This window comes from uncultured Sneathiella sp., assembly GCF_963973085.1.
Taxonomy (GTDB): Bacteria; Pseudomonadota; Alphaproteobacteria; order Sneathiellales; family Sneathiellaceae; genus Sneathiella.
In genome coordinates this window covers 62,925-87,729 of sequence record NZ_CAXAXA010000004.1, presented here as the reverse complement: position 1 = coordinate 87,729, position 24,805 = coordinate 62,925, and the positions used below count along the sequence as shown (strand labels likewise).

The following is a 24,805-nucleotide window of genomic DNA, read 5'->3' as shown; positions in this document are numbered from 1 at the left end:
CCGGCAATTGCTAACCTCCATGGTTATGGAATCGCGTTGCGGGCTGGCAGGCTGTCTTTGCTATACACGCGATGGACAAAGGATTTCAATGCGTACCAACCCCGAGGCACGTGATGCCGCCCGGTCGCATCTTCCGGAATTCCTGAAAAAGCACTTGAGATCCGAAAAACAAGAATAACATGTAATATATGGTCGGAAAGAGTGGTTTTTTGCCATTTACAGACTTTGATTTCTCGACAGCGGATGAGGGAGTTGATAAAACACGTGCCATGACTGAATTTCGGATAATTTTAGTTGCCGCTCCCTTGTGGGAAACTGTTCATGGGCGAATTATGGGCCCGGCCTTTGTTGCGTGAGGCCGGGTAATAAAGGTTTGTACCTGATGGTCAGGATCATACCCCAGAATATGCGGCAAGTGTCGCCGACTTTTCACCACCAAATTGAAATACTGTTAGGATCAGTTTGCCATCATGAGCACTGACTATAAATCGACGCTTTTTCTACCCCGTACCGACTTCCCCATGAAAGCAGGGCTACCGGCAAAGGAGCCGGGTCTGCTGGATCGTTGGGAAGAGATGGACCTTTTTGCGCGTCAGCGAGAGCAATCTAAAGATTGCGAAAAATTCATTCTCCATGATGGTCCGCCTTATGCGAACGGAAATCTGCATATTGGCCATGCCATGAATAAGATCCTGAAAGATGTGATCAGCCGGTCGCAGCAGATGATGGGTAAGAATGCACATTATGTTCCCGGCTGGGACTGCCATGGCTTGCCAATCGAATGGAAGATTGAGGAAAAATACCGCAAGGCCGGTAAGGACAAGGATCAGGTGCCTGTTGTTGAGTTCCGCAAAGAGTGCCGGGATTTTGCGACTCATTGGGTCGGCGTTCAGAAGGAAGAATTCAAGCGCCTTGGCGTTATTGGCGACTGGGAGCGTCCCTATACCACCATGAGCTTTGACGCTGAGGCGCAAATCGTTCGCGAACTGCACAAGTTCCTGATGAACGGCGGGCTATACCGCGGATCGAAACCGGTCATGTGGTCCCCGGTCGAGAAAACGGCCCTTGCCGAAGCTGAGCTTGAGTATCACGATCACACCTCGACAACGATCCACGTGCGTTTCCCGGTAAAATCTGGCGCGGAGGAATTTATGGGCGGATCCATTGTTATCTGGACAACGACACCTTGGACGATGCCGGGCAACCGTGCCATCTCCTACGGTCCGGATATGGAATATGTCGGGATTGAAGTGAAAGAGGTGGCGGAGGGATCGCTAGCCGTCGTCGGTGAGAAGCTTTTCGTTGCGATCGAGTTGCTTGAGGAAGTTCAGAAGGAAGCAGGGATAGCCGCTGCTGATGTGATCTGGCGCGGCAAGGGCGATGCGTTCAAGGGCGTTCTCTGCCTGCATCCCTTCAATGGTCAGGGGTATGACTTCGATGTGCCGCTGATCGATGGCGATCACGTTACGGTGGACGCCGGTACTGGATTCGTGCACACAGCTCCAGGACATGGTCAGGAAGACTATGAAGTCGGCATGATACATGGCATTGAAGTGCCACATACGGTGGACGAGGATGGCACCTTCTATGATCATGTGCCGATGTTTGCGGGTCAGCATGTCTATAAATGCAACGATGGCGTGGCGGACGAGCTTGAGAAGGTTGGCGCTCTTTTGAAGCGCGGCAAACTCGTGCATTCCTATCCGCATTCATGGCGCTCAAAGGCGCCTTTGATTTTCCGGAATACCAGCCAATGGTTCATCTCTATGGAGACGAACGATCTCAGAGAAAAAGCGCTGAAGGCCATTGGTGAGACGAAATGGTTCCCTGCTTCTGGCCGCAATCGCATTCATTCGATGATCGCCAGCCGGCCGGATTGGGTTCTTTCGCGTCAGCGCGCCTGGGGTGTGCCAATTACGGTCTTCACCCATAAGGAAACCGGTGAGCTTTTGCGCGATGAAAAAGTCAACGCCCGCATTGAGGAAATCATGGAAGCGGAAGGGTCGGACGCCTGGTTTGATTCGCCCGCGCAGCGTTTTCTCGGCAATGACTATAGCGCCGATGATTATGACATGGCGAAGGATATTCTGGATGTCTGGTTCGACTCCGGCTGTACCCATGCTTTCACCCTGGAAGCGCGACCTGAGCTACAATGGCCAGCGTCGCTTTATCTGGAGGGAACCGACCAGCATCGCGGCTGGTTCCATTCCTCCTTGCTGGAATCCTGTGGGACAAGAGGTCGCGCGCCTTATGAAGCCGTGTTGACTCACGGTTTCGTCATGGACGGGCAGGGACGGAAGATGTCGAAATCCCTCGGCAATGTTGTCGCGCCGCAGAAGATCATCGAACAGAACGGCGCGGATATCCTGCGTCTCTGGGTGGTTGCGTCCGATTATTCCGAAGATATGCGGATCGGCAATGAAATTGTGAAAGGGCAGGTCGATAGCTATCGCCGCCTTCGCAATACACTGCGCTTTATCCTCGGCAACCTTGATGGTTGGGAGGAGAGTGAGCGGCTGGATGTCAACGAAATGCCGGAACTTGAGCGATGGGTGCTCCACCGGCTGTTTGAGCTGAATCAGCTTATCCGAACGAACTGCAATGTCTATGAATTCAGCCGGGTATTCACCGCCATCCATAATTTCTGTACGCTGGAACTCTCCGCCTTTTATTTCGATATCCGAAAGGATGTGCTGTACTGCGACGGAGCGACGGATACACGCCGCCGTGCCGCGCGGACAGTGCTAGATCATCTTTTCCATTGCCTGACAGCATGGCTCGCTCCGATGCTGGTCTTTACGGCAGAGGAAACCTGGCTCACCCGCTATCCTGGCGATGACAGTAGTGTTCACTTGCGCCAATTTCCTGATATTCCGGCGGAATGGGAGAATGGCGCACTTATGGATCGCTGGTTCAGCATACGAGCTTTCCGCCGTGTGGTGACCGGCGCGCTTGAAGTCGAGCGGCGGGAGAAACGGATTGGGGCCAGCCTTCAGGCCGCACCCACAGTCCATGTGAGCGCGGAATTCAAGGCACTGCTTGACGAGTTCGACCTTGCGGATATTTGCATCACTTCCGGCGTCACGCTTTCAACCGATCCCGCTCCGGAGGCAGCTTTCACCCTTGAGGAAGTATCGGATGTTGCCGTAGTCCCGGCACTTGCCGAAGGTGAGAAGTGCCAGCGGTGCTGGAAAGTCCTTGAGGAAGTCGGCAGCCACGAAAAATACGACGATCTTTGCAACCGTTGCGCCGATGTCGTGGATGCGCTCCCGCTAGAGGTTGAAGCGTGAGCTATATGTTCCGTTTCGGACTCATCATTGCGGCGGCTATCATTGTGGTTGATCAGGCCAGCAAGCTGTACCTGATCGACTTGATGGCCCGGCATCCCGGCGGAATAGAGGTGACATCTTTCTTCAATCTGGTCATGGTCTGGAACCGGGGGGTCAGCTTCGGCATGTTCGCCGGTGACAATATGCGCTGGATACTGGTTGCGATCACTACCGTCATTTCAGTGATCGTCCTCCTGTGGCTTAGAAAAGCCACAAACCGGATGTTAGCTACGGGCCTCGGTCTTGTTCTGGGCGGGGCGATTGGCAATATCATTGACCGGGTGCGGTTAGGCGCTGTTGCGGATTTTTTCGATTTCGACCTGATCTTCATGCGCTGGCCTGCGTTTAATGTCGCCGATATGGCGATTGTTTGCGGGGTCATACTCATTTTGCTGGAGAGCTTGTTTCAGGGACGTAAATCCGGTAAAATGCCGTCATGAGGGAAGGGTTTAAGAAAATGCGACATGGGAAGTTCGTTGCCGGGCTGGTGCTGCTGTCCGCTGTTGCGTTGACGGGCTGTGAAGGCACCAAACAGGCCCTTGGTATCTCGGGTAAAAAAGCCCCTGATGAATTTACGGTTATTACCAAGGCACCGCTGATTATCCCGCCGGATTTCTCGCTGCGGCCACCCGCGCCGGGCCAGAAGGGTCCTCAGGATATTCTCGCTGAAAATAGCGCCAAGGCGGCTCTGCTAGGGGGAGAACGCAATACTGCGCCGGTAACTCATTCGGATGCTGTCGCGGCTGGTATCTCAACCGGTGAGCTCGCGCTTTTACGTGATGCAGGCGCGGAGAACGTCGATCCGAATATCCGCCAGATTATCGATAGCGAAACCGCTGTTCTTGCAGAAAATGATGAAACCTTTATGGAGAAGATCATGTTCTGGCAGGAGCAACCGCCTTACGGCACCGTTGTTGATCCTTCGAAAGAGAAGAGACGACTTCAGGAGAATGCTGCGCTTGGGGAAAATCCTGCCGCGGGCGCCGAGACTCCGATCATCGAACGGCGCAAAAGAGCCTTGCTTGAAGGGCTGTTTAACTAACGCGGACTATGCGGCGCTTGGCAGAGGCTTCGATGTTGCTCGCGAAGAATTCATCGTAAAAAATGGGTGTATAGCCTTGTAAATCCCATGCAGGAGTCCTTTATTCAAGGACAACAGTTTTTATGCGACCGGAGGCTGCCCAATGCGCCCAATACGACCGCTATTTATTTTCGCCGCCCTTTTCTGCGTTATTTCAATTGCAAGCCCGCTCAGGCTTGCTGCCGCAGAGGATATTCCCAAGCTATTCGATCCCAAGGTAACTACCCTTGAAAACGGGTTGGAGGTGGTTGTTCTTGAAGATCATCGCGCTCCGGTTGTGACCCATATGGTCTGGTACCGCGTCGGTGCGGCGGATGAAAAGCCGCTTAAATCGGGGATTGCACATTTTCTGGAACATTTGATGTTCAAGGGGACGAAGAATCTGGAACCTGGTGAGTTTTCAGAGATTGTCGCGGAAAATGGAGGCCAGGAAAATGCATTTACTTCACAGGACTATACCGCTTATTTTCAAAATGTAAGTGCTGATAAGCTCCCTCTTTTTATGGAGATGGAAGCCGATCGCATGAACAATCTGGTGCTGACCGACGACATCGTCGCACCGGAATTGAAAGTGGTGCTGGAGGAACGCTCCCAACGCACAGATAACAATCCGGCAGCCCTGTTCGGGGAACAGTTTACGGCGACACAATTTCTCGCGCACCCATATGGAACGCCGGTAATCGGCTGGCGGCATGAGATCGAGAATTTGACAACGCAAGATGCGCTCGACTGGTACAACACATATTACACACCAAATAATGCCATCCTGATTGTTGCGGGCGATGTTAAGGCGGAAGAGGTGTTTGAGCTTGCGGAGAAATATTACGGGCCGATTCCTGCCCGCGACATTCCTGAGCGCGAACGGGCGCAGGAGCCACCGCAGCTTGCCAAGCGGACTATTGAGATGAGCGACAAACGGGTGAGGGAACCCTCCTGGCGGCAGAGCTATCTTGCTCCATCTGCCCGCAGTGAGGATCAGGCAAATCTACGGGCGTTGGAGGTTCTGAGCCAGATACTGGGTGGGGGTGTTACAAGCCGTTTGTACGCCGACCTGGTGGTGGATCAGAAAATCGCGACAAATGCGGGCGCCTATTACAGTTCCGGCTCATATGATAAATCCACCTTTGTTGTCTACGGGAGCCCGACATCGGATCACACACTTGATGAAGTGGAGGCCAGCGTTCAGGCGATCATTCAGGATGTCATAAAGAATGGTGTAACCGAGAAAGAGTTGAACCGCGCTAAGCGGAAACTTCTTGCGGATGCGATTTATGCCCGGGACAGCATCCGTGGCGCCGCCAACATTTTTGGTGGTGCTCTTGCAAGCGGTGAAACGATTGAGAATATCGTCAACTGGCCACAGCATATTTCCGAAGTGACGGCGGAACAGGTACAGGAAGCCGCCCGAAATGTATTTGATGAACGGCAATCCGTTGTCGGCCGCCTGACACCCGAAGACGTGAAAAGTTAAAGGATCCATGATGCAACAAGCTTATCGCGCCTTTGTCGCACCCTTTGTTTTTGCTCTGGTGGTACTTGTTTCGGTCCCGGCACAAGCTGTGGACATCCAGAAGATCGTTAGTCCCGGCGGGATAAAGGCATGGCTGGTTGAAGAACCATCCATCCCCATTGTAAGCATGAATGTCGCCTGGCGGGGTGGGTCAAGCCTTGATCCGGCTGACATGGCAGGTTTGGCCTATCTCGCGTCTTCAACAATGGATGAAGGCGCTGGCGAGTATGACAGCAAGACCTTTCAGGAGATATTATCGGATTTGGCAATACAGCTCGGGTTTGACGCAAGTAAGGACAGCTTTTCCGGCAGCCTTAAAACCTTGAGTGAAAATACGGAAGAGGCATTTCGGCTATTCGGTCTTGCCGTGACGAACCCGCGTTTCGATGCGGAGCCCGTGGAGCGTATTCGTGGACAGATCCTGGCCTCCCTAAACCGGAAATTGTCAGACCCCAACAGCCTTGCCGGCCGCGTCTGGTTTGAACTGGCTTTCGGTGACCATCCCTATAGCCTGCCATCAGAAGGAACCTTGGAAAGCATGGCTGCCGTAACAAGGGAGGATCTGGTCGCTTTTGCCGAAACACGTCTTGGCAAAGACAACATGGTGATCGGTGTCGTCGGGGACATCAGCGCGGCGGAATTGGGCCCTCTTCTCGATAAGACATTTGGCGCGCTTCCTGACAAAGCGGACATCCCAGCCGTTCCGCAGACGAAACCGCTTCAGGAAGCCGCAATCAAGATTATTCCGCAAGAGATACCGCAAAGTGTTGTTGTTTTCGGTGGGCAGGGCCTGAAACGGGACGATCCGGACTATTACGCCGCATATGTATTGAACTACATCCTTGGTGGCGGCAGCTTCCAATCGCGCCTGACGGAGGAAATCAGGGAAAAGCGGGGACTGGTTTATTCGGTCTATACTTATCTTTATCCGATGAAATCTGCCGGGCTGCAAATGGGCGGGTTCGGCACTAGCAATGCGTCAGTCAAGGCCGCCCTTGACCTTGTTGAGGCGGAACTTGAGGGCATTCGTGCAGACGGCGTAACGGAGGGGGAACTCGCGGCAGCCAAAACTTATTTGAACGGCTCCTTTCCGCTTAGTCTTTCTTCCAACGATCGTATTGCCGATATTCTCGTGGCGATGCAGTTTAGCAATCTGCCAACTGATTATCTGGATGATCGGCCGAAACTGATCGATGCCGTAACGCAGGAGGATATCAAGCGGGTTGCACAGAAACTGCTTGATCCGGACAAGCTGATTGTTGTCGTTGCGGGCCAGCCGGAAAACCTTGAGGCCTTGGGGGCAGGGGCTCAAAAGAATTAGGAGAAGGGGCCTAGGCCCGCCTTGGCAATTTTGCTAAAGTCTCCTTGAATTATCCCGCTGGATCAAGAATGACCCTACGACGCCTGCCCGAAAATATCGTAAACCAGATTGCTGCCGGGGAGGTGGTGGAGCGGCCTGCGTCCGCGGTTAAGGAACTGGTGGAAAACGCCATCGATGCTGGCGCGACAAAGATTGATGTCGTGATGCGCGATGGCGGGCGCTCCTTGATTACTGTAACGGATAACGGCTCCGGCATGAGCGCCGAAGAACTGGAGCTGTGTTTTGAGCGCCATGCGACGTCCAAGCTTCCCGATGATGATCTCGTATTTATACAGAATCTCGGATTTCGGGGTGAGGCAGTGCCGTCCATTGCCTCGGTCAGCCGTATGACGATTACGTCTCGTCAGAAAGGGGCGGAGAGTGCCTGGAAACTTAGTGTTGAAGGTGGCCGCAAAGGTACTATCGCGCCTGAAGGAGGGCCGGAGGGGACGCGGGTCGAAGTGCGGGATTTATTCTTCGCGACGCCCGCACGACTCAAATTTCTGAAAACGGAACGTGCCGAGTTTGGCGCGGCGCTGGATGTCATGCGTCGACTTGCCATGGCGTTTCCGTCAATTTCCTTCACACTCGCCGATGAAAACCGCACAGCGCTTCGGGTAACGGGTGCAGAAGGTGACCTTTTCGATAGCTGGCTGGGTCGGCTTGGCGCGGTCATGGGCCGGGAATTTTCTGAAAATGCCATCCGGATTGAGGCGGAGCGAGACGGTATAAAACTGGCGGGATATGCCGGGGTGCCGACCTTTAACCGCGGAAATGCCATGATGCAGTTCATGTTCGTTAATGGACGTCCGGTACGTGACAAGTTGTTTACCGGCGCCGTTCGTGGGGCCTATATGGATTTACTCGCCCGAAACCGTCATCCGCTCCTGGCACTCTTTCTGGAGTTGCCGCCGGATCAGGTGGACGTCAATGTTCATCCGGCGAAAGCGGAGGTGCGATTTCGGGATTCCGGAGGCGTGCGCGGCCTGATTGTCGGGGCTCTTCGTCATGCGCTTGCCGAGAATGGCCATCGCGCCTCTTCGACTATTTCAGGGCAGGCGCTTGGCGCCTTTCGCCAACAGAGCAACCCGCTCCCGTTTCAGTCGCAAAGCCGCCCGTCTGGAAATTGGGGTCGGTGGAACGAGGCTATGCTGCAAAATCCCTCACCGGGTCTTGCGGAAGCCGGTGCTGACTATCAGGCGCCTCTCAATGCATCTAGTCCACCAATGGCTAGGCATTCGGAGGAAACACCGGCACAGCGGGAAAGCGCCCGTGCATTGGAAGAATATCCGTTGGGTGCCGCCCGAAGCCAGCTACATGAAACCTATATCGTAGCCCAAACCGCAAAAGGGCTCATTCTGGTGGATCAGCATGCCGCCCATGAGCGTTTGGTCATGGAGCGCATGAAGAAGCAGCTATCGCAAAAAGCCGTCGCGAGACAGATGCTCCTCCTCCCCGAAGTGGTGGAGCTGGACGAGGTTGCCGCAAACCGTCTTGCGGAACGTGCAGAAGAGCTTGCGGAAATGGGATTGCTACTGGAACCTTTTGGTGTCGGCGCGATTGTGGTTCGGGAAACGCCAGCGATGCTGGGCGAATGTAACATCAAGGGCCTCGTTCAGGACCTCGCGGATGATCTGGGAGAGTTGGACACAGCCCTGTCTCTCAAGGACCGTCTGGACGATGTCTGTGCAACGATGGCGTGCCACGGTTCTGTGCGTGCGGGCCGCCGCTTGAGTATCGATGAGATGAATGCGTTATTGCGGGAAATGGAAGTTACACCGCATAGCGGTCAGTGTAATCACGGTCGTCCGACCTATGTGGAACTACAACTCGGCGATATTGAAAAACTGTTCGGACGACGCTAGAACCATTCCCGATAATCAATCAACAAGGTAATAAAATGACGCGAGCGGACGCGCAGAAGTTTGACGTTGTGGTCATTGGCGCGGGCGCAGCGGGCATGATGTGCGCGATTGAGGCAGGAAAGCGTGGCCGCCGGGTCCTGCTGCTCGAAAAATCGCGGAAATGTGGCCAAAAAATCCTGATCTCCGGCGGCGGGCGCTGCAATTTTACCAATCTGTTTGCTGGACCGGAAAAATTCATCTCGGAGAATCCGCATTTTTGCAAATCTGCGCTGCGCCAGTATACACAAACGGATTTTATCGCCCTCGTAGAGAAACACGATATTGCCTATCATGAGAAGAAGCTGGGCCAACTTTTCTGTGATGACAGTTCGAACCGGATCGTGGCCATGCTAGAGAAACAATGCGATCAGGCGGGTGTCACTATCTGGCTGGAAAGCGGGGCGGAAGATACGAAGAATACGGAGGAAGGGTTTGTCACGTCGGTTGGCCGCCAAACCATTTACTCCCAAAGTCTCGTCATTGCGACCGGTGGCCTCTCCATCCCGAAAATGGGGGCGAATGATATTGCCTATCGTATGGCGAAGGCGTTCGGCTTGCCCCTGACGAACCCGAAAGCAGGGCTCGTGCCCTTCACCTTCGCACCGGAGGACAAGAAACGCTTTGCGGATCTCACAGGTGTTTCCGCTGACGTGGAAATCCGCCTTGGCAAAACATGTTTTCGGGAAAACTTGTTATTTACGCATCGCGGCCTCAGTGGCCCGGCCATATTGCAGATTTCTTCATTCTGGGAACCCGGTGACGCTGTGACAATCGACTTCCTGCCGGAAGTCCACCTGGAGAAGTTGCTTAAAGAAAAGCGGCGGAGCCAGCCAAAAATTCAGGTAAGCAGCTTACTAAAAGAGTTCCTGCCTACCAGACTGGTTTCGAAGCTACTGGTCAGTTTGGATAACTTGCCTGAAATCGGTAATTGCTCCGACAAGCACATCAGAAATTTGGTAAAATTAGTTAAACTGGTTAAAATATATCCAACAGGAACAGAAGGGTATGCCAAGGCAGAGATAACAGTTGGCGGTGTCAGTACGGCGGCCCTTCATTCCAAGACCATGGAAGCAAAGGACGTGAAGGGATTATTCTTTATCGGGGAGGCTGTCGATGTTACCGGTTTCCTCGGTGGTTATAATTTCCAATGGGCCTGGTCATCCGGCTATGTGGCAGGTCAATATGTTTGAGCAAATGAATCAGGAAGAATGGCAGACTCTTGCCCCCAGGCTGACAATTGGTGCGCCGTGCGAAGTGACGGAACTGCCACTCTCTGACGAGATGCTTGGCGAAATCTCTGGTCATTTCTGGCAAAAGGGCTATTTCAATATTCCGTCCTTGTTGAACGAAACCGAGACAGCACCAGTTCGCGACGCAATGTACGCATTGGACGCTGCGGATATCCCGCCAGTTTATATTTTTCTGTATGATCAGCCTTGGTGGCTTTTTTTGCGCTTGAACCGGTTAGTGCAGCATTTTCTTGGAGAAAAATTTGCCGTTCTCCCGAACCTGTGGGCTTGGCATTTGAAGGCAGAGGGCGCACGCGGCTGGCCGCCACATCGCGATTGTGATGCGGACACGGTTTTCGGTGAAGGCGCCGATGCGGTGTTGATGAGTTTGTCTCTTTGGGTACCCCTCACCGATACGGATGAGGCAAACGGATGCATGTATGTCCTGCCAAAATCAGGTGACGGAGAGGTCGAAGGAGTACTGTTGCCGGATAAACTTGACCTGCTTTCTGCACGAGCGTTGCCAGCCAGGGCCGGATCGGTGCTCGGCTGGCCGCAGGACTTATATCATTGGGGCGGCCGGTACTCGGCGACAGCCCAGAATCCGCGCCTGAGCTTGTCACTTGAATTTCAGAATTGCAGCTTTCACCCGTTGGCCGAACCTTTGATCAATGCGGCGCAATTACCATCCTTCGAAGAACGACTTGCGCTTATCGGATCGCAGTTCAGGAAGTACCGCCATATTGATCCGGTGTTATCCGAAGGAAAATAAGCCGGGCGGCGCCATAAGTTCGGTCTTTCAGTAAATCGAAGCCATGAGGAAGCTCAAACATATCTTTCACACCAAGCTCTATCACGATAATGGCGCTGGGCTTGAGCCAGTTTCCCTCTATGAGGGCCAGTATGCATGGCATAGCGAGATCAGCCCCGTACGGAGGATCCATCAATACAAGATCATACGGTGCACTTGTATTGCCAAGTGAGGCCACGTCCTGCCTTAATATGTCCGCACGCCGGGAGAGGTTCATATGCCGGATGTTTGCGCCGATGAGTTTGAGGCTGTCCGGATGATTATCTATGAATGTAACATGCCCTGCGCCGCGCGAGAGCGCTTCCAGCCCAAGCGCGCCTGTTCCTGCGAATAGGTCGAGGGTACGTGCCCCAGTGGGGAGAGGACCATGCTCACTTCTCATATCCCCGTCATGACCGAGAATGTTGAAAAGGGCCTCTCTTGTACGGTCGGATGTTGGGCGGATACGTTTGTCTTCTGGGAGAAGCAGCTTTTTTCCCCGGAGATTGCCGCCGACGATCCGCATCAGTCGGTGCGCTTGGTCGCAGAGCGGGCCTTCAACACGGGCCGTTTTTGGCCGCTCGAAGAGGGCTTTGAGGAAGCCTGCGGCTTTTTAAAATTTACCGTCCGTTTGCCGCGTGGCGGGCGCTGCCCCTTTTGGGGAGGCTCTTCGTCTTCCTCGAATTTTGCCACTCCCATCTGGTCGCGCAGGATCTTTGATTTTACCTCTTCGACGGCACCGGCGCGCAAATCCCCCAGCGACATCGGGCCATAGGATATACGGATCAAGCGGGATACCGTATAACCAAAGTATTCCATCACTTTGCGGATTTCACGGTTTTTGCCTTCACGCAATGAAATTGTCAGCCAGCTATTTGCACCCTTGCTGCTGTCGACCGTGCATTCGATCGCGTCATAACGCACCCCCTCTATGGTGAGGCCCTTGGCGAGCTTTTGTATATCCGCCTCTTTTGGATGTCCATGAACCCGAACGCGGTACTTTCGTTTCCAGCCTGTCGCGGGCAGCTCAAGTTTTCGGGCCAGCTCGCCGTCATTGGTGAGTAGCAGTAATCCCTCCGAGTTCAAATCCAGTCGTCCGACGGAAATGACGCGCGGCAGTTCCTCCGGCAGTTTATCGAAAACGGTCTCGCGCCCTTTTTCGTCTCTATGGCTGGTAACCAATCCCGGCGGTTTGTGATAACGCCAGAGACGGGGCCGCTCAAGTGCAGGAATGTCGTTTCCGTCCACGGTGATTTTGTCATTCTGGTCAACGGTAAAGGCCGCGGTTTCAAGCTTCTTGCCATTGACGGACACGCGGCCTGCCTCAATCCAGCGTTCGGCCTCACGTCGTGAACATAGTCCGGCGCGGGCCATCCGTTTGGCAATCCGTTCTTTCTGTGAATTCTCTGTTGTCATTTTTTACTCGGCGGAGGCTTTGATGAAGGCATCGATTATCCGCCGGTCTCCTTCTGATATGAGATACTCAGGATGCCATTGGACACCAAGGCAGAACCGATATCGGTTATCCTCAATCCCTTCAATGACCCCGTCCTCGGCAATCGCGTTGACAGTAATATTCGAACTTACCTCTTTTGCCGCCTGATGATGAGCGCTGTTAACGGCTAGGGTGTCGGTTCCAACAATACGATGCAGGAGAGTGCCGGTTACGACCTTGACGCTGTGCCCGGCCTCCGTTCGGGGGTTGGGTTGTTCATGCGCGAGGGCATTCTCCACCTCGTCCGGAATGTGCTGGATGAGAGTACCGCCAAGGATGACATGCAGAAGTTGCTGTCCGCCACAGATGCCAAGAACCGGCTTGTTCGCCGCGAGCATGGCTTCCGTAATATTCTTCTCGAACAGGGTGCGCCTGTCTTTTGTGATGACCGTATCATGGCGGGTTGTTGCGCCGAACATGCCAGGGTCGACATCAAACGCTCCGCCCGTCACGACGAGGCCATCGAGATTTTCGACATAGGCTGCAACATGGTCGGGCTCGTGGGGGAGGGCAAGGGGCAGGCCTCCGCTCTCGACAATGACATCGGCATAGTTTTGCCGAAGCGCATACCAAGGCATGTTGGAATAGCCGCCGGGATCCTCCGAATCGAGGGTTATGCCAATAACAGGAATGCTCATGCTTTCTTTTAGTCCTCTATCGTCTGCAACTCAACTGGCCTCTTTGCGAATGCTCCAATAAAATCCTTAAATTACTATTGCTTGACGGAAAGGAAGCGAATTGCGAGGTTGCTGCCATGGATAATGAAATTGCCGACTATATGGATCTGGCTTATCGCACGGCGGAAATTGCCGGGCATCGCGGGGAGGTACCGATTGGCGCAGTGATCGTTGATACAAAATCCGGACGTGTTGTCGCGAACGTTGGAAACCAAATGATAGGCCGCCACGATCCAACAGCCCATGCGGAGATGCTGGCGATCCGGGCAGCGGGAAACATGATCGGTAGCCAAAGGCTTGTGGACTGCGATTTATATGTTACGCTTGAACCCTGTCCGATGTGTGCGGCAGCAATTTCTCTCGCCCGTATCAGGCGGCTCTATTTTGGTGCTTATGATCCCAAGGGCGGTGGGGTGGAATATGGGGCGCGGATTTTCGATCAGACAAGTTGTCACCACCGGCCAGAAATATATGGCGGCCTGCAGGAAAGCAAATCGGCCGCTTTATTAAAGAATTTCTTTGAAACCCGTCGCTAAATATTTAATGATGGCGACGGCAACGAATAATAACAAAAACCCAAAATAACAAAAACCCAAAATAACAAGAAGGAACAGCGGATGAACTTCGAATATTCAGACAAGGTGAAAGAGCTGCAGGGACGGGTGCAGGCGTTCATGGACGAGCATGTCTATCCTAATGAACAGGTATTTTACGATCAGGTTGACGAGGGAGATCGCTGGCAGCCGACAGCGATCGTCGAGGAACTGAAAGAGAAGGCCAAGGCAGCGGGCTTGTGGAACCTGTTTCTACCGGAAAGTGACCGTGGCGCGGGTCTTACAAACCTTGAATACGCACCACTTTGCGAAATCATGGGGCGCGTCAGTTTCGCACCGGAGGTTTTCAATTGCTCCGCCCCGGATACCGGAAATATGGAAGTATTTGAGCGATATGCGAGCGAAGAGTTGAAGGAACGCTGGCTGAAACCTTTACTGGAAGGTGAAATTCGCTCGGCCTTTGCCATGACGGAGCCGGCTGTGGCTTCCTCCGATGCGACGAATATTGAATCCGAGATCAACCGGGACGGTGATGAGTATGTCATCAACGGCACTAAATGGTGGACTTCGGGTGCCTATGACCCACGCTGCAAAGTTTTGATCTTTATGGGTAAAACTGACAAATCAGCGTCACGATATAAACAACAATCAATGATTATCGTTCCCATGGATACCCCCGGTATCAATGTTAAACGGTTTCTTCCAGTTTTCGGTTATGACGATGCCCCGCATGGCCATGCTGAAGTGGAGTTCAAGGATGTAAGAGTCCCGGCGGATCACATGTTGTTGGGTGAGGGACGCGGTTTTGAGATTGCGCAAGGGCGTCTTGGCCCGGGCCGCATCCATCATTGCATGCGGCAGATTGGTGTGGCCGAGCGGGCACTTGAGAAAATGTGCAAACGGGTGAAATCGCGCATTGCCTTTGGTAAGCCGATTGCGGAACAGACTGTCACGCTGGAGCGGATCGCTGAATCCCGCGGTATGATCGAGCAGGCCCGGTTGCTTACGCTTAAAGCCGCCTACATGATGGACACAGTCGGCAATAAGGAAGCCAAAGCGGAGATCGCCATGATCAAGGTTATCGCTCCGAATATCACCGGTAAGATTATTGATTGGGCAATTCAGGCGCATGGCGCCGGCGGTGTCAGCGATGATTTCGGTCTTGCTTTCGCTTACGCTCATTCTCGTACCTTGCGTCTCGCGGACGGGCCGGATGAAGTGCATCGCAACCAGATCGGTCGCTTGGAACTTAAGAAGTATGATTGATGTCTGCAGGGAATTGATCTATCAAGCGGAAAGGCTCCCGTGTGGGAGCCTTTCTTTTTCCAGTCCAATTTTTCGTTAGGATGCGACAAGGGTTTACCTATATACAGGCTTATTCCTGTCTATAGCGGCGTATGTGTTTGGGTTTTTAAAGAATGATCAAAATTCTGGGTTGGGTAATGCTGGGCGTCATTGTTGTTGTCGCCGGCTTCTTGTATCGGTATGAAAGCCTTGATCCGTGTGAGTGGTTAACTCAGGATTTGACCGCACACGCAGGCTTGCAACCCGTCACAGGTCTTGGGGAAGCGGCAGGCTTGGTTATGGAGCCGACAGAATGTATCCAGCGGTGGGCCAATCTGCGTATTGAAGACGCGGAAAAAAATTAAAAGCGCATGTCTTCTTATTCATGGCTATACAGAAGCAATCGAATTGATTGTCTTAAGTTTATCGTTGTCTTTCGATACGTTGCCACGCTAAATCGGCCACCATTTTGACGTATTGCGCATATTCTTCACCCACTACAGAGCTTGAATTCCCGTCAAGGCCCCGCTTGTAGACGCCCTGAACAATCGCGGTTATGCGGAATAAAGAAAAGGCAACATAGAACTCCCAGTTGTCGATGCCATCGCGCCCTGTACGCTTGCAGTAGGCGTCGATATAGACCTCCTCCGTTGGAATACCTGATTTGTTAAGATCCACACCGACAAGTCCGCCATTGATGGGATGGATGAAATGGTATGCCATACAGTTATAGGCAAGATCCGAGAGGGGATGCCCGATGGTCGCGAGTTCCCAGTCAAGAACGGCAAGCACTCTTGGCTCCGTCGGATGCAAAATCAAATTTCCAAGGCGATAATCACCATGAACAATAGCGCTTTCATCATTGTCAGGAATATTTTCCGGCAGCCATTTGATGAGATTTTCCATGCCCTCGAGATCATGCGTTTGGGATGCGCGGTACTGCTTACTCCACCGATGGACCTGGCGGGCCAGATAGCCTCCTTTCCTGCCGAAATAGGAAAGGCCGACTGAGTCGACATCTACACTGTGAAGCTTGGCGAGAGCGTCATTCATTGAGTCATAGATAGCAGTGCGATCCTCTGGCTCTATACCCGGCAGCGCCGGTGTCGTGAGGACCCGCCCCTCAATCTTTTCCATGATATAAAAGGCGGTGCCGATAATGCTGTCGTCCTCGCAGAGACAATAAGTGTGCGGAACGGGCACATCCGTATCTTTCAGGGCGGAAATGACTTTATACTCCCGATCCACCGCATGCGCAGAAGGAAGAAGATTCCCTGGTGGTTTCTTACGCATCACATATTCACGTTCTGGTGTCTTGAGCAGAAAGGTCGGGTTGGACTGCCCTCCCTGAAACTGGCTGATCTGGAGCGGCCCACTGAAACCGTCAACATTTTCAGTAAGATAATCGAAAAGGGCGCCCTCGTTAAACTGATGTATTTCCCGGACCGGGATGATCTCTACTCCGTCCGCCATGATATTCCCTGTTGTCTAGTTTCTTATTGGGTAGAAACGTCTACGCGCCCTTTATAATTTTTTCCGCTTGTTCCCAACCGCGTATTGCAAGTGGTTTCACACGAACCGCAACGTCGGCAGCGTTTTTATTGGATGCCGTACCGTCTTTTACCCGGCCGACAATCCCCTGCAAAATGGCAGCAAGGCGGAACATGTTATAGGCTGCATAGAAATCCCAGTTCTCGATACCGTCGCGCCCTGTACGTTCACAATAGGAGGCGACATACTGCTCTTCTGTCGGGATGCCGAGCGCCGGGAGATCAAGCCCGTTCAGACCACGGAACAGCTCCGGTTCAAGTCGCCATGTCATGCAATGATATGAAAAATCCGCAAGCGGATGCCCTAATGTTGCCAACTCCCAATCAAGGATGCCCATTACACGGTGAGTATCCTTGTTGAGAACCGTGTTATCCAATCGGTAGTCACCGTGGACTATGGCTGTCTCGTCACCTGGTGGAATATTCTCGGGCAGCCAGGCCATCAGATTATCCATGGCTTCGACTGTTTCGGTTTCCGACGCTTTATATTGCTTGGTCCAGCGGTTAATTTGGCGCGCGAGATAGTCTGTTGGCTTGCCAAAACTTTCCAGTCCCACCGATTTGTAATCAACCATATGAAGCGATGCCATGGCGGCATTCATGCTGTCAAAAACGGCGACACGGTTGGCCTTGGAGTAATTCGGAAGGGATGGATCCCATTCGATATCACCGTCCAAAAATTCCATGACATAGAACATGGTGCCGATAACGTCTTCATCCTCGCAAAGGCAATATGTTTTCGGGACCGGCACCTCGGTATTCGTAAGCGCGGTCAGGACGCGATATTCCCGATCTACTGCGTGAGCTGAGGGAAGAAGCTTCCCCGGAGGTTTGCGCCGCAGCACATATTTCCGGTCCGGAGTAGTGAGCATATAGCTGGGGTTGGATTGTCCGCCCTTGAATTGCGCAACGTCCAACGGGCCCTGGAACCCAGCAACATTTTGCTTAAGGTAGGCCTCAAGTTTTGCTACATCGAACTTTAAGCGTTCACGGACTTCCATAGTACCCGAAAACTGGGCTGAATCGTCGGACATTTTTGCCCCTTCTTGTTGTTATTTACCCTTATACATCGCGATCCACTGCCCGCCACCCAATATCGGATCGGCAGAAACCTTCCGGCCAGCTAATCGCAGCCACGCCACTATACGCATTTTTCTGTGCTTGTTTAACGCTTTTTCCCATTCCCGTGATTCCGAGCACACGCCCCCCGACGGAGAGCATTTTACTGCCCTGCCGTTTTGTGCCGGCATGAAAGATCAGGACATCATCAATATCAGCTGCTTCGGTGAGCCCATCAATCTCGGTATTTTTCTCATATTCTCCTGGATATCCGTTTGCGGCCATAACCACGAGCAGGGCAGTGTCCGCTTTCCATTCCAGGGAAATAGAAGCGAGGGATTTATCCGAGGTAGCGATAAGAGCCGGCAAAAGGTCACTGTCCATCCGTGCACAGAGAACCTGGCATTCGGGGTCGCCGAAACGAACATTATATTCAATAAGCTTGGGACCGTCTTTTGTAATCATCAGCCCTGCATAGAGCACCCCGGTATAGGGTGTCCCGTGCTCTTTCATGGCAGCGACGGTGGGTTCTATGATCCTGCTCATGGTGAGGGCGATCATGTCATCTGTCATCACCGGTGCCGGGGAGTAGGCGCCCATACCCCCGGTGTTCAGCCCCGTATCGCCGTCACCAACGGCTTTATGATCCTGTGCTGTCGCAAGGGGGAGAATATTCTCACCGTCCGTCAGAACAAAGAAGCTTGCCTCCTCGCCTTCCATGAATTCCTCAATCACAATTTCCGCGCCTGCGCCGCCAAAAAGTCCGCCGAAAATCTCGTCGATAGTCTCTTTTGCCTCGGCTTGAGTTTCGGCAATAATGACGCCCTTTCCGGCGGCCAGCCCGTCTGCCTTTATAACAATGGGCAGGCTCTGGCTCTCAACATACTTCTTCGCGGCTTCTGTATTGTCGAACCGTTGATATGACGCTGTCGGTATATTGTAGGTGCGACAGAGGTCCTTCATGAAGCCTTTGGAGCCTTCAAGCTGGGCGGCGGCGGCGCGGGGGCCGAAACACTTGATACCCGCGTCATCGAGCGCATCCACCAGCCCCATCACCAGCGGATCTTCGGGGCCGATGACAACAAAATCAACCGCTTCCTGCTTGCAAAAATCAATAATTGCCGAAATATCCTCGGCTTTGATCGGAACACAATCCGCCACGTCCTCAATGCCGCCATTTCCAGGCGCACAGTATAGCTTGCTTATGAGGGGAGATTTTTTGAGGGCCCAGCAAAGTGCATGCTCACGCCCACCAGAGCCAATAACAAGAATTTTCATATTTTTTCGTAACAATTCCTATGAAGGACAGACGAGAGTTTGTAGCATACTGTGGCGGCAGGCCAAACAATCTTGAAGGTAAATTGTGTCAGAAAATCTGAATTCCGGTTCTTCCAATATTCATGAGTATACTGTTTCCGAGCTGAGCGGTGCGCTTAAGCGGACAGTTGAAGATAATTTCGGTCATGTTCGGGTAAGGGCGGAAATTTCCGGTCTGAAACGTGCTGCATCAGGCCATGTGTATCTGACGCTCAAGGACGACAAGGCGGTACTGGACGGAATTATGTGGCGCGGCATGGCCGACAGGCTAAGTTTCCGTCCGGAAGACGGGCTGGAGGTCGTGTGTACAGGTAAGCTGACAACCTATCCCGGACGCTCCAAATACCAGATTGTGATTGATGTAATGGAGCCCGCGGGCGTCGGCGCGTTGATGGCGCTGCTGGAGGAGCGGAAAAAGAAGCTCGCTTCGGAAGGCCTGTTTGAACCGAGCCGGAAAAAAGCGCTTCCCTATCTTCCACGGACTATCGGCGTCGTCACATCGCCGACCGGAGCGGTCATCCGGGATATTCTGCATCGCCTGCGAGACCGTTTCCCGACTCATGTCCTTCTTTGGCCTGTGCTGGTGCAGGGAGAGAGTGCGTCCGGCCAGATCGCGGAGGCGATACGTGGCTTCAATGCCCTGCCGGAGCATGGAGATATTCCGCGGCCGGATCTCCTTATCGTGGCGCGGGGTGGCGGTAGTCTTGAGGATCTGTGGGCGTTCAACGAGGAAGAAGTCGTTCGCGCAGCAGCGGAGAGCGTCATCCCGTTGATTTCGGCAGTTGGGCATGAAACGGACACAACACTGATTGATTATGCATCGGATCGGCGCGCACCGACACCGTCGGCCGCTGCGGAAATTGCGGTGCCCGTCCGGTCGGAGCTTATCGCCTATCTTGACGATCAGGACCGACGCATCAAGCGCAGCCTGAACCGGTCCTTGTCAGACAAGCGAGAGAGGCTAGCAGGACTCTCGCGCGGCCTTCGTGATCCGGCGTCTCTGATTGCGGAAAAAATTCAGCATTTGGACCATCTGGACAGTCGCTTGCGTCAATCCGTTTCAGGCAACCTGAACTTCAAGAAGCAGCAATTCTCGGGCGCCATTGCTAAGCTGCGTCCGCAACTGCTGACACGACCATTGGCGCAGCATGAAGACAGGCTGAATCATCTTGACCGACAAATGACCCGCAGTTTGACCATAAAAAAGGATCGTGCCGGAGATAGACTGGAAGCAACAGTGAGATTGCTGGAAAGCCTCTCCTTCCGGAGGGTGCTGAAACGGGGCTACAGTATCGTCTTGGATGATGCGGGCAAGCCCATTTCGTCGGTAGCGGGCGCTACTGCAGGCCGCATGGTTGATGTCGAGTTTTCTGACGGCAAGGCGGCAGCGATATTCCAGGGCGGCACAGGCGGCAAAACTACATCCGCCCCCAAAAAGGCGCCAAAATCAAAGTCAACTCCAAAGCAGGGAAGCCTTTTATGATCCGGTTGAGTTTGTTTCTTGTCGCTTTCCTGTTTTCCCTGAATGCACTTGCCGATCGTGTTACTTTGACCGGAAATTTCACGCAAGGCGGCCTCGTTATCGGGCAGACGGAGCCCGGCGCCAAAGTCGTTCTGGATGGCGAGCCTGTAACCGTTTCGTCGGAAGGCCGGTTTCTTTTCGGCTTTGGTCGGGATTTCAAGGACTCAGCGGTGCTCGATATCTCTTATCCGGATGGTCAAAACGAGACGAAAACACTTTCTGTCACCAAGCGGGATTACCAAATCGAGCGGGTCGACGGATTACCTCCATCCAAGGTAACGCCAAGCCCTGAGTTCCTTGCGCGGATACGAAAGGAAAACGCAGAAATCGCGCGAATTCGTGCACTCGAAACGCCTGAGAATTGGTTTCTCTCCGGTTGGCAGTGGCCTGCAAAAGGCCGTGTGAGCGGAGTTTATGGTAGCCAGCGGGTGTTGAATGATATTCCAAAACGTCCCCATTTTGGATTGGATATCGCCGCGCCTGTTGGAACTTCGGTCGTTGCCTCGACCGATGGAATGGTGCGAATGGCAGAGGCCGATCTTTTTTACACAGGCGGGACCGTGATGATTGATCATGGCTACGGACTTGTTTCCGTCTACTCTCATCTTAGCAAAATTGATGTGGTGGTTGACCAGTTTGTCAGACAGGGCGAAAAGATCGGTGAAATTGGCGCGACAGGACGGGCAACGGGCCCACATCTTGACTGGCGCCTCAATTGGCTTGAAGAGCGGCTTGATCCAGAATTGCTATTGGGGCCGATGCCCGCACAATAAATGTCGGATCAAGCTGACCAATTGGCTGACGGCACCAAAACTCCCGAGAAGAGCAAAGAAGCTGCTGGAGTAAGGATTGCCAAAACCTAATAATCCGAGGGTGAATAAAAACTTCCTTCTTTCTCAATGTCCCACGTCCGGACTCCAAGAAGAAGGCTTATCCATTTCTCGTGGAAGGCTGTCGAATCCTGTTTAGCCTGAGGAGAAAACAGACCCAAAGGATCACTGCTTCCATAGTCAAATGACAAGGAAATTACCTCACTTTGGGGAATGTCGCTGAACTTCTCCGTTGCAAACAAGGACGCCTCTTTGGTATCCTGCCGATAGTAAAGTTCCACAACCCACTCAATGCTTTCAATCTGATTTTCCGACTCATATAAGCCATGTAGAGATGCAGCCTTGGCCGTCGAAGCGGAGATGGCGAGAAACGCCGCGCAGGAAAGAGTGATCCAAAGTGATTTCATATTGCCCTCAAACCGAGTTCATTTCCTCTCGGGGATTTTGAAATCATTACTGTTTGAGAAAGTTATCGCCCCTCATTTCAGCGACAGAATTATTTTACAGGAAATGATGTCATTACGTCAAACCTGGTCAGCGGTATGAAGTGAATTTCAGAATACGAGACGAGGCGATAAATATATAATAAAAACAATACCTTGGTTGAATTATGGGAGTCAGACCAAATTCAACTTTTTAGAAGTTGAAAGGGACTTAAGCGACTTTCGGGTGAGCTATAGTTAACAAGTATAGTTAATTTCTTTATAAAACGACTATTTTGGCACAGGATGGGAAAAAAGGGTGCATTGTGCCGAATCAAGAAGATTTCAGGTAAAATGAGGTTGATCATTCTCCTGCGCGTGGGTTGATCACGGGATATGGCGAGCCGGAAACTTCAGCTGAAAAAAAGGGGTATTGCTATTCAGATTTCAGCTTTTCACCAGCCTTGATAACGACATCGCCCGCTTTGTCCATATTTTTGCTGGTATCTTCTTTGACGCCCTGCCACGTATCGCTGCAGCCACTTGCAAAGAGGGAAAAGGATAATATGGTCGCCATTACAAATATGCGCGAAATTTTTCTCATCGCGGGATCTCCAGCCTGACAAAGCACCTCCCTGAAATTAGTCATCGTATGATTATTTTGCAACCGTTTCTGTCAAGCTGAAGCATATCTTGATGCAAAATTTATTTGGATTTAGCAGTGCCGAATGTTTCCAGCATTCTCATGAGCTGCGGATGGATGGAATTACCAGAGGAAATAACATTCCGCTGGTTGACGGATTTCCTGTTATAGATGAGTCGGTCTCCTCTGGTCGTTGTCGTGATGCCGCCGGCCTCGGAGAGGATAATGTCGGCGGCGGCTATGTCCCAGTCACTCTTTTGGGTGAGCGATAGGGAAGCATCCGCGTGACGGGACGCGACTTTTACAATGCGATACGCAATCGAATTAACATGGCTGAAAGTTGCATTCTTTACTTCTTCCAGCCAGCCGTGCCATTCAAAAGACTTCCGACTGGCGATAAGTTTTGCTCCGCCGAGATCAGCCTTATGGGAGCAGGTGATTGCCTCGCCGTTGAGCTTCGCGCCGCCGCCGATAACGGCTTCATAATATTCTTCCAATATCGGGTTATAGACGACGCCGAGAACCGGCTTTCCGTCCTCCACAAGGGCGGCGCAAATAGTGAATTCCGGCTTTCCGGCGATAAAAGAGCGGGTGCCGTCGATCGGATCAACGATCCAGACTCGCGATTTCTGGAGCCGGTCAGTGTTATCGACTGTTTCCTCAGAAAGCCATCCGTAGTCAGGCCGCGCCGTCAGGAGTTTATCCTTGAAATGCGTATCCAGAGCCAGATCTGCTTCGCTCACGGGATCGCCGGGTTTCTTTTCCCAGCTTTTCAGCGTGCTTTTGAAATAGCGCCGGGCGATATCGCCCGCCTCCCTCATCGCGTCGCTGAGTAACGCATGATCATTGCTAAAGCGCTGCGTCATGTACCGGCGACCATCATCCCGTCGATCCTGAGGCTTGGGGCGTTTGTTCCCTGCCGGAATTCCAGATCGTCGGCGGGTGTTAGTTTCATGAACATGTCGTTCAGGTTTCCCGCGATTGTCAGTTCAGAGACCGGGAAGGCCATTTCACCATTTTCAATCCAGAAGCCGGAAGCTCCGCGGCTGTAATCACCCGTGATGGCATTCACGCCAAAGCCGATCAGGCTGGTGATAAAAAGCCCTGACTTGATATCACCGATCAGCTCTTCAAGAGAGAGGTTGCCCGCTTCCATATAAAGGTTTGTCGTTCCTGACCCCGGAGGTGACGCGGTGCCACGGGTTGCCCGGCCATTTGTTCTAAGGCCGAGTTGTTTGGCGGAGGATGTATTGAGGATCCATGATTGCAACGTGCCTCCCTTAACCAGGTCTAGCCGTTTGTTTACCACCCCTTCGCCGTCGAATGGTTTTGAGGCGGCCCCGCGGGACCGGTGCGGGTCATCGATGATCCGGATGTTATCCGGAAATACCTGTTCGCCCATCCGGTCTTTCAGAAAGCTGGTTCCCCGCGCGATCGCCGCTCCGGCGATTGCCCCGGAAAAATGTCCGAGAATGCTGGCCGATACGCGGTTGCTGAAGACGACCGGAACTTGCCCGCTTGGCATTTTTCGCGGATTGAGAAGTTTTACGGCCCGTTCACCTGCCTTCCGGCCTATCTCTTCTGGCGAACGGAGGTCGGCGAAGTGATGGTGGCTATCGTAATCATAATCCCGCTCCATTCCCTGGCCTTCGCCTGCAATGACAGATGCGCTGATGGAGTAACTGCTGGAGCTGTAGGCGCCCTTAAAGCCACCGGATGTGACTAGGGCAATGGATGCGCGGCCCGAGGAGGCGCTGCCTCCTTCTGAATTCGTGACGCCGTTAACATCAAGCGCCGCCTGTTCTGCCGTCTTGGCAGTCTGAACAAGATCTTCCGGTGAAAGAGCGGTTTTGTCATAAAGATCAAGATCTGCAAATTCAGTCGCGAGATCGTCGGGATCCGCTAAGCCGCAGAATTTTTCCTCCGGCATGTTCCGCGCCATCGCCATCGCCCTGTCCACCAGTTCTTCCAGAACTTCAGGTTTGGCATCGTTGGATGAAACAAAAGCCTGCTGCTTTCCAATCAGGACACGAAGACCGAGGTCGTGAGCCTCGGACCGCTCTATTTCCTCCGTTTCTCCTTGCCGGACGGAAACATTGATCGAGGTTCCCTGTATGCGGACCGCATCGGCGGCTTCCGCACCCTTGCGAAGGGCGATCGCAATGAGGTCATCAAGGATATTCAGGGAATTTTGTGCATCGATAGTATGTTCTGACATGAAAACCCAGACTGAAATTTAACAACCCTCC

23 protein-coding genes are annotated in these 24,805 nt (G+C 52.9%); 13 read left to right on the top strand and 10 right to left on the bottom strand.

What is annotated here, in order from left to right; translation table 11 throughout:
- Positions 1-470: 470 nt before the first annotated feature.
- The 8 genes from ileS (at position 471) to AACZ19_RS11055 (ending at position 11,185) form a co-directional block, all read left to right on the top strand.
- Positions 471-3,290, top strand: coding sequence for an isoleucine--tRNA ligase (gene ileS / locus AACZ19_RS11090; RefSeq protein WP_339633899.1), 2,820 nt, complete (start codon positions 471-473; stop codon positions 3,288-3,290).
- A gap of 5 nt (positions 3,291-3,295) precedes the next feature.
- On the top strand, positions 3,296-3,769 hold the full coding sequence (gene lspA / locus AACZ19_RS11085; protein ID WP_339634571.1) for a signal peptidase II: 474 nt from the start codon (positions 3,296-3,298) through the stop codon (positions 3,767-3,769).
- A gap of 17 nt (positions 3,770-3,786) precedes the next feature.
- Positions 3,787-4,371, top strand: coding sequence for a DUF3035 domain-containing protein (locus AACZ19_RS11080; RefSeq protein ID WP_339633897.1), 585 nt, complete (start codon positions 3,787-3,789; stop codon positions 4,369-4,371).
- A gap of 142 nt (positions 4,372-4,513) precedes the next feature.
- Positions 4,514-5,881, top strand: a complete 1,368-nt coding sequence (locus tag AACZ19_RS11075; RefSeq protein WP_339633895.1) for a pitrilysin family protein — start codon at positions 4,514-4,516, stop codon at positions 5,879-5,881.
- Between the two features lie 7 nt (positions 5,882-5,888).
- The gene (locus tag AACZ19_RS11070) at positions 5,889-7,241 is read left to right on the top strand and encodes a pitrilysin family protein (protein WP_339633894.1); all 1,353 of its coding nucleotides are present in this window, start codon (positions 5,889-5,891) and stop codon (positions 7,239-7,241) included.
- A gap of 68 nt (positions 7,242-7,309) precedes the next feature.
- Positions 7,310-9,145: a DNA mismatch repair endonuclease MutL gene (gene mutL, locus AACZ19_RS11065; protein WP_339633892.1), complete on the top strand. Its 1,836-nt coding sequence runs from the start codon at positions 7,310-7,312 to the stop codon at positions 9,143-9,145.
- 35 nt (positions 9,146-9,180) lie between these two features.
- Complete coding sequence (locus AACZ19_RS11060) at positions 9,181-10,374, top strand: NAD(P)/FAD-dependent oxidoreductase (RefSeq protein WP_339633891.1); 1,194 nt, start codon at positions 9,181-9,183, stop codon at positions 10,372-10,374.
- The gene (locus AACZ19_RS11055) at positions 10,367-11,185 is read left to right on the top strand and encodes a phytanoyl-CoA dioxygenase family protein (RefSeq protein WP_339633890.1); all 819 of its coding nucleotides are present in this window, start codon (positions 10,367-10,369) and stop codon (positions 11,183-11,185) included. The genes AACZ19_RS11060 and AACZ19_RS11055 overlap by 8 nt, the downstream gene beginning before the upstream one ends.
- Here AACZ19_RS11055 and rsmD read toward each other — a convergent pair.
- The 3 genes from rsmD to AACZ19_RS11040 are packed head-to-tail and all read right to left on the bottom strand — an operon-like array spanning position 11,139 to position 13,336.
- Positions 11,139-11,729, bottom strand: a complete 591-nt coding sequence (gene rsmD, locus AACZ19_RS11050) for a 16S rRNA (guanine(966)-N(2))-methyltransferase RsmD (RefSeq protein ID WP_339633889.1) — start codon at positions 11,727-11,729, stop codon at positions 11,139-11,141. The genes AACZ19_RS11055 and rsmD overlap by 47 nt on opposite strands.
- Complete coding sequence (locus AACZ19_RS11045) at positions 11,729-12,619, bottom strand: pseudouridine synthase (protein WP_339633888.1); 891 nt, start codon at positions 12,617-12,619, stop codon at positions 11,729-11,731. Before AACZ19_RS11045 ends, rsmD begins: the two co-directional genes overlap by 1 nt.
- Before the next feature lie 3 nt (positions 12,620-12,622).
- Complete coding sequence (locus AACZ19_RS11040) at positions 12,623-13,336, bottom strand: gamma-glutamyl-gamma-aminobutyrate hydrolase family protein (protein ID WP_339633887.1); 714 nt, start codon at positions 13,334-13,336, stop codon at positions 12,623-12,625.
- A 116-nt stretch (positions 13,337-13,452) separates the two neighbouring features.
- On the opposite strand from AACZ19_RS11040, the gene AACZ19_RS11035 reads away from it, so the two are divergent.
- The 3 genes from AACZ19_RS11035 (at position 13,453) to AACZ19_RS11025 (ending at position 15,578) form a co-directional block, all read left to right on the top strand.
- Positions 13,453-13,911: a nucleoside deaminase gene (locus tag AACZ19_RS11035; RefSeq protein ID WP_339633886.1), complete on the top strand. Its 459-nt coding sequence runs from the start codon at positions 13,453-13,455 to the stop codon at positions 13,909-13,911.
- A gap of 81 nt (positions 13,912-13,992) precedes the next feature.
- Positions 13,993-15,195: an acyl-CoA dehydrogenase family protein gene (locus AACZ19_RS11030; RefSeq protein WP_339633885.1), complete on the top strand. Its 1,203-nt coding sequence runs from the start codon at positions 13,993-13,995 to the stop codon at positions 15,193-15,195.
- 152 nt (positions 15,196-15,347) lie between these two features.
- The gene (locus AACZ19_RS11025; RefSeq protein ID WP_339633884.1) at positions 15,348-15,578 is read left to right on the top strand and encodes a hypothetical protein; all 231 of its coding nucleotides are present in this window, start codon (positions 15,348-15,350) and stop codon (positions 15,576-15,578) included.
- A 58-nt stretch (positions 15,579-15,636) separates the two neighbouring features.
- On the opposite strand, the gene AACZ19_RS11020 is transcribed toward AACZ19_RS11025, so the two are convergent.
- From AACZ19_RS11020 to purD, 3 genes are read right to left on the bottom strand one after another with little or no spacing between them, the layout of a single operon-like run.
- Positions 15,637-16,686, bottom strand: coding sequence for a phosphotransferase (locus tag AACZ19_RS11020; protein WP_339633883.1), 1,050 nt, complete (start codon positions 16,684-16,686; stop codon positions 15,637-15,639).
- Positions 16,687-16,726: 40 nt separating this feature from the next.
- Complete coding sequence (locus tag AACZ19_RS11015; protein WP_339633881.1) at positions 16,727-17,797, bottom strand: phosphotransferase family protein; 1,071 nt, start codon at positions 17,795-17,797, stop codon at positions 16,727-16,729.
- A 28-nt stretch (positions 17,798-17,825) separates the two neighbouring features.
- Positions 17,826-19,100 (bottom strand): phosphoribosylamine--glycine ligase, encoded by a 1,275-nt coding sequence (gene purD, locus AACZ19_RS11010; protein WP_339633879.1) that lies wholly within the window; start codon positions 19,098-19,100, stop codon positions 17,826-17,828.
- Positions 19,101-19,185: 85 nt separating this feature from the next.
- Between purD and xseA the strand changes: the two genes are divergently transcribed.
- Positions 19,186-20,622, top strand: coding sequence for an exodeoxyribonuclease VII large subunit (gene xseA / locus AACZ19_RS11005; protein ID WP_339633877.1), 1,437 nt, complete (start codon positions 19,186-19,188; stop codon positions 20,620-20,622).
- Positions 20,619-21,434: a M23 family metallopeptidase gene (locus AACZ19_RS11000; protein ID WP_339633875.1), complete on the top strand. Its 816-nt coding sequence runs from the start codon at positions 20,619-20,621 to the stop codon at positions 21,432-21,434. The genes xseA and AACZ19_RS11000 overlap by 4 nt, the downstream gene beginning before the upstream one ends.
- Before the next feature lie 86 nt (positions 21,435-21,520).
- Here AACZ19_RS11000 and AACZ19_RS10995 read toward each other — a convergent pair whose 3' ends face one another.
- The 4 genes from AACZ19_RS10995 to AACZ19_RS10980 all read right to left on the bottom strand — a co-directional run bounded on the left by AACZ19_RS10995 (position 21,521) and on the right by AACZ19_RS10980 (position 24,774).
- On the bottom strand, positions 21,521-21,898 hold the full coding sequence (locus tag AACZ19_RS10995) for a hypothetical protein (RefSeq protein ID WP_339633873.1): 378 nt from the start codon (positions 21,896-21,898) through the stop codon (positions 21,521-21,523).
- A gap of 451 nt (positions 21,899-22,349) precedes the next feature.
- On the bottom strand, positions 22,350-22,517 hold the full coding sequence (locus tag AACZ19_RS10990) for a hypothetical protein (protein ID WP_339633870.1): 168 nt from the start codon (positions 22,515-22,517) through the stop codon (positions 22,350-22,352).
- A gap of 101 nt (positions 22,518-22,618) precedes the next feature.
- Entirely contained in the window at positions 22,619-23,422 is an 804-nt protein-coding gene (locus tag AACZ19_RS10985; RefSeq protein WP_339633868.1) for a 3'(2'),5'-bisphosphate nucleotidase CysQ, read from the bottom strand.
- Complete coding sequence (locus AACZ19_RS10980; protein ID WP_339633866.1) at positions 23,419-24,774, bottom strand: TldD/PmbA family protein; 1,356 nt, start codon at positions 24,772-24,774, stop codon at positions 23,419-23,421. The genes AACZ19_RS10985 and AACZ19_RS10980 overlap by 4 nt, the downstream gene beginning before the upstream one ends.
- Between the last annotated feature and the right edge of the window lie 31 nt (positions 24,775-24,805).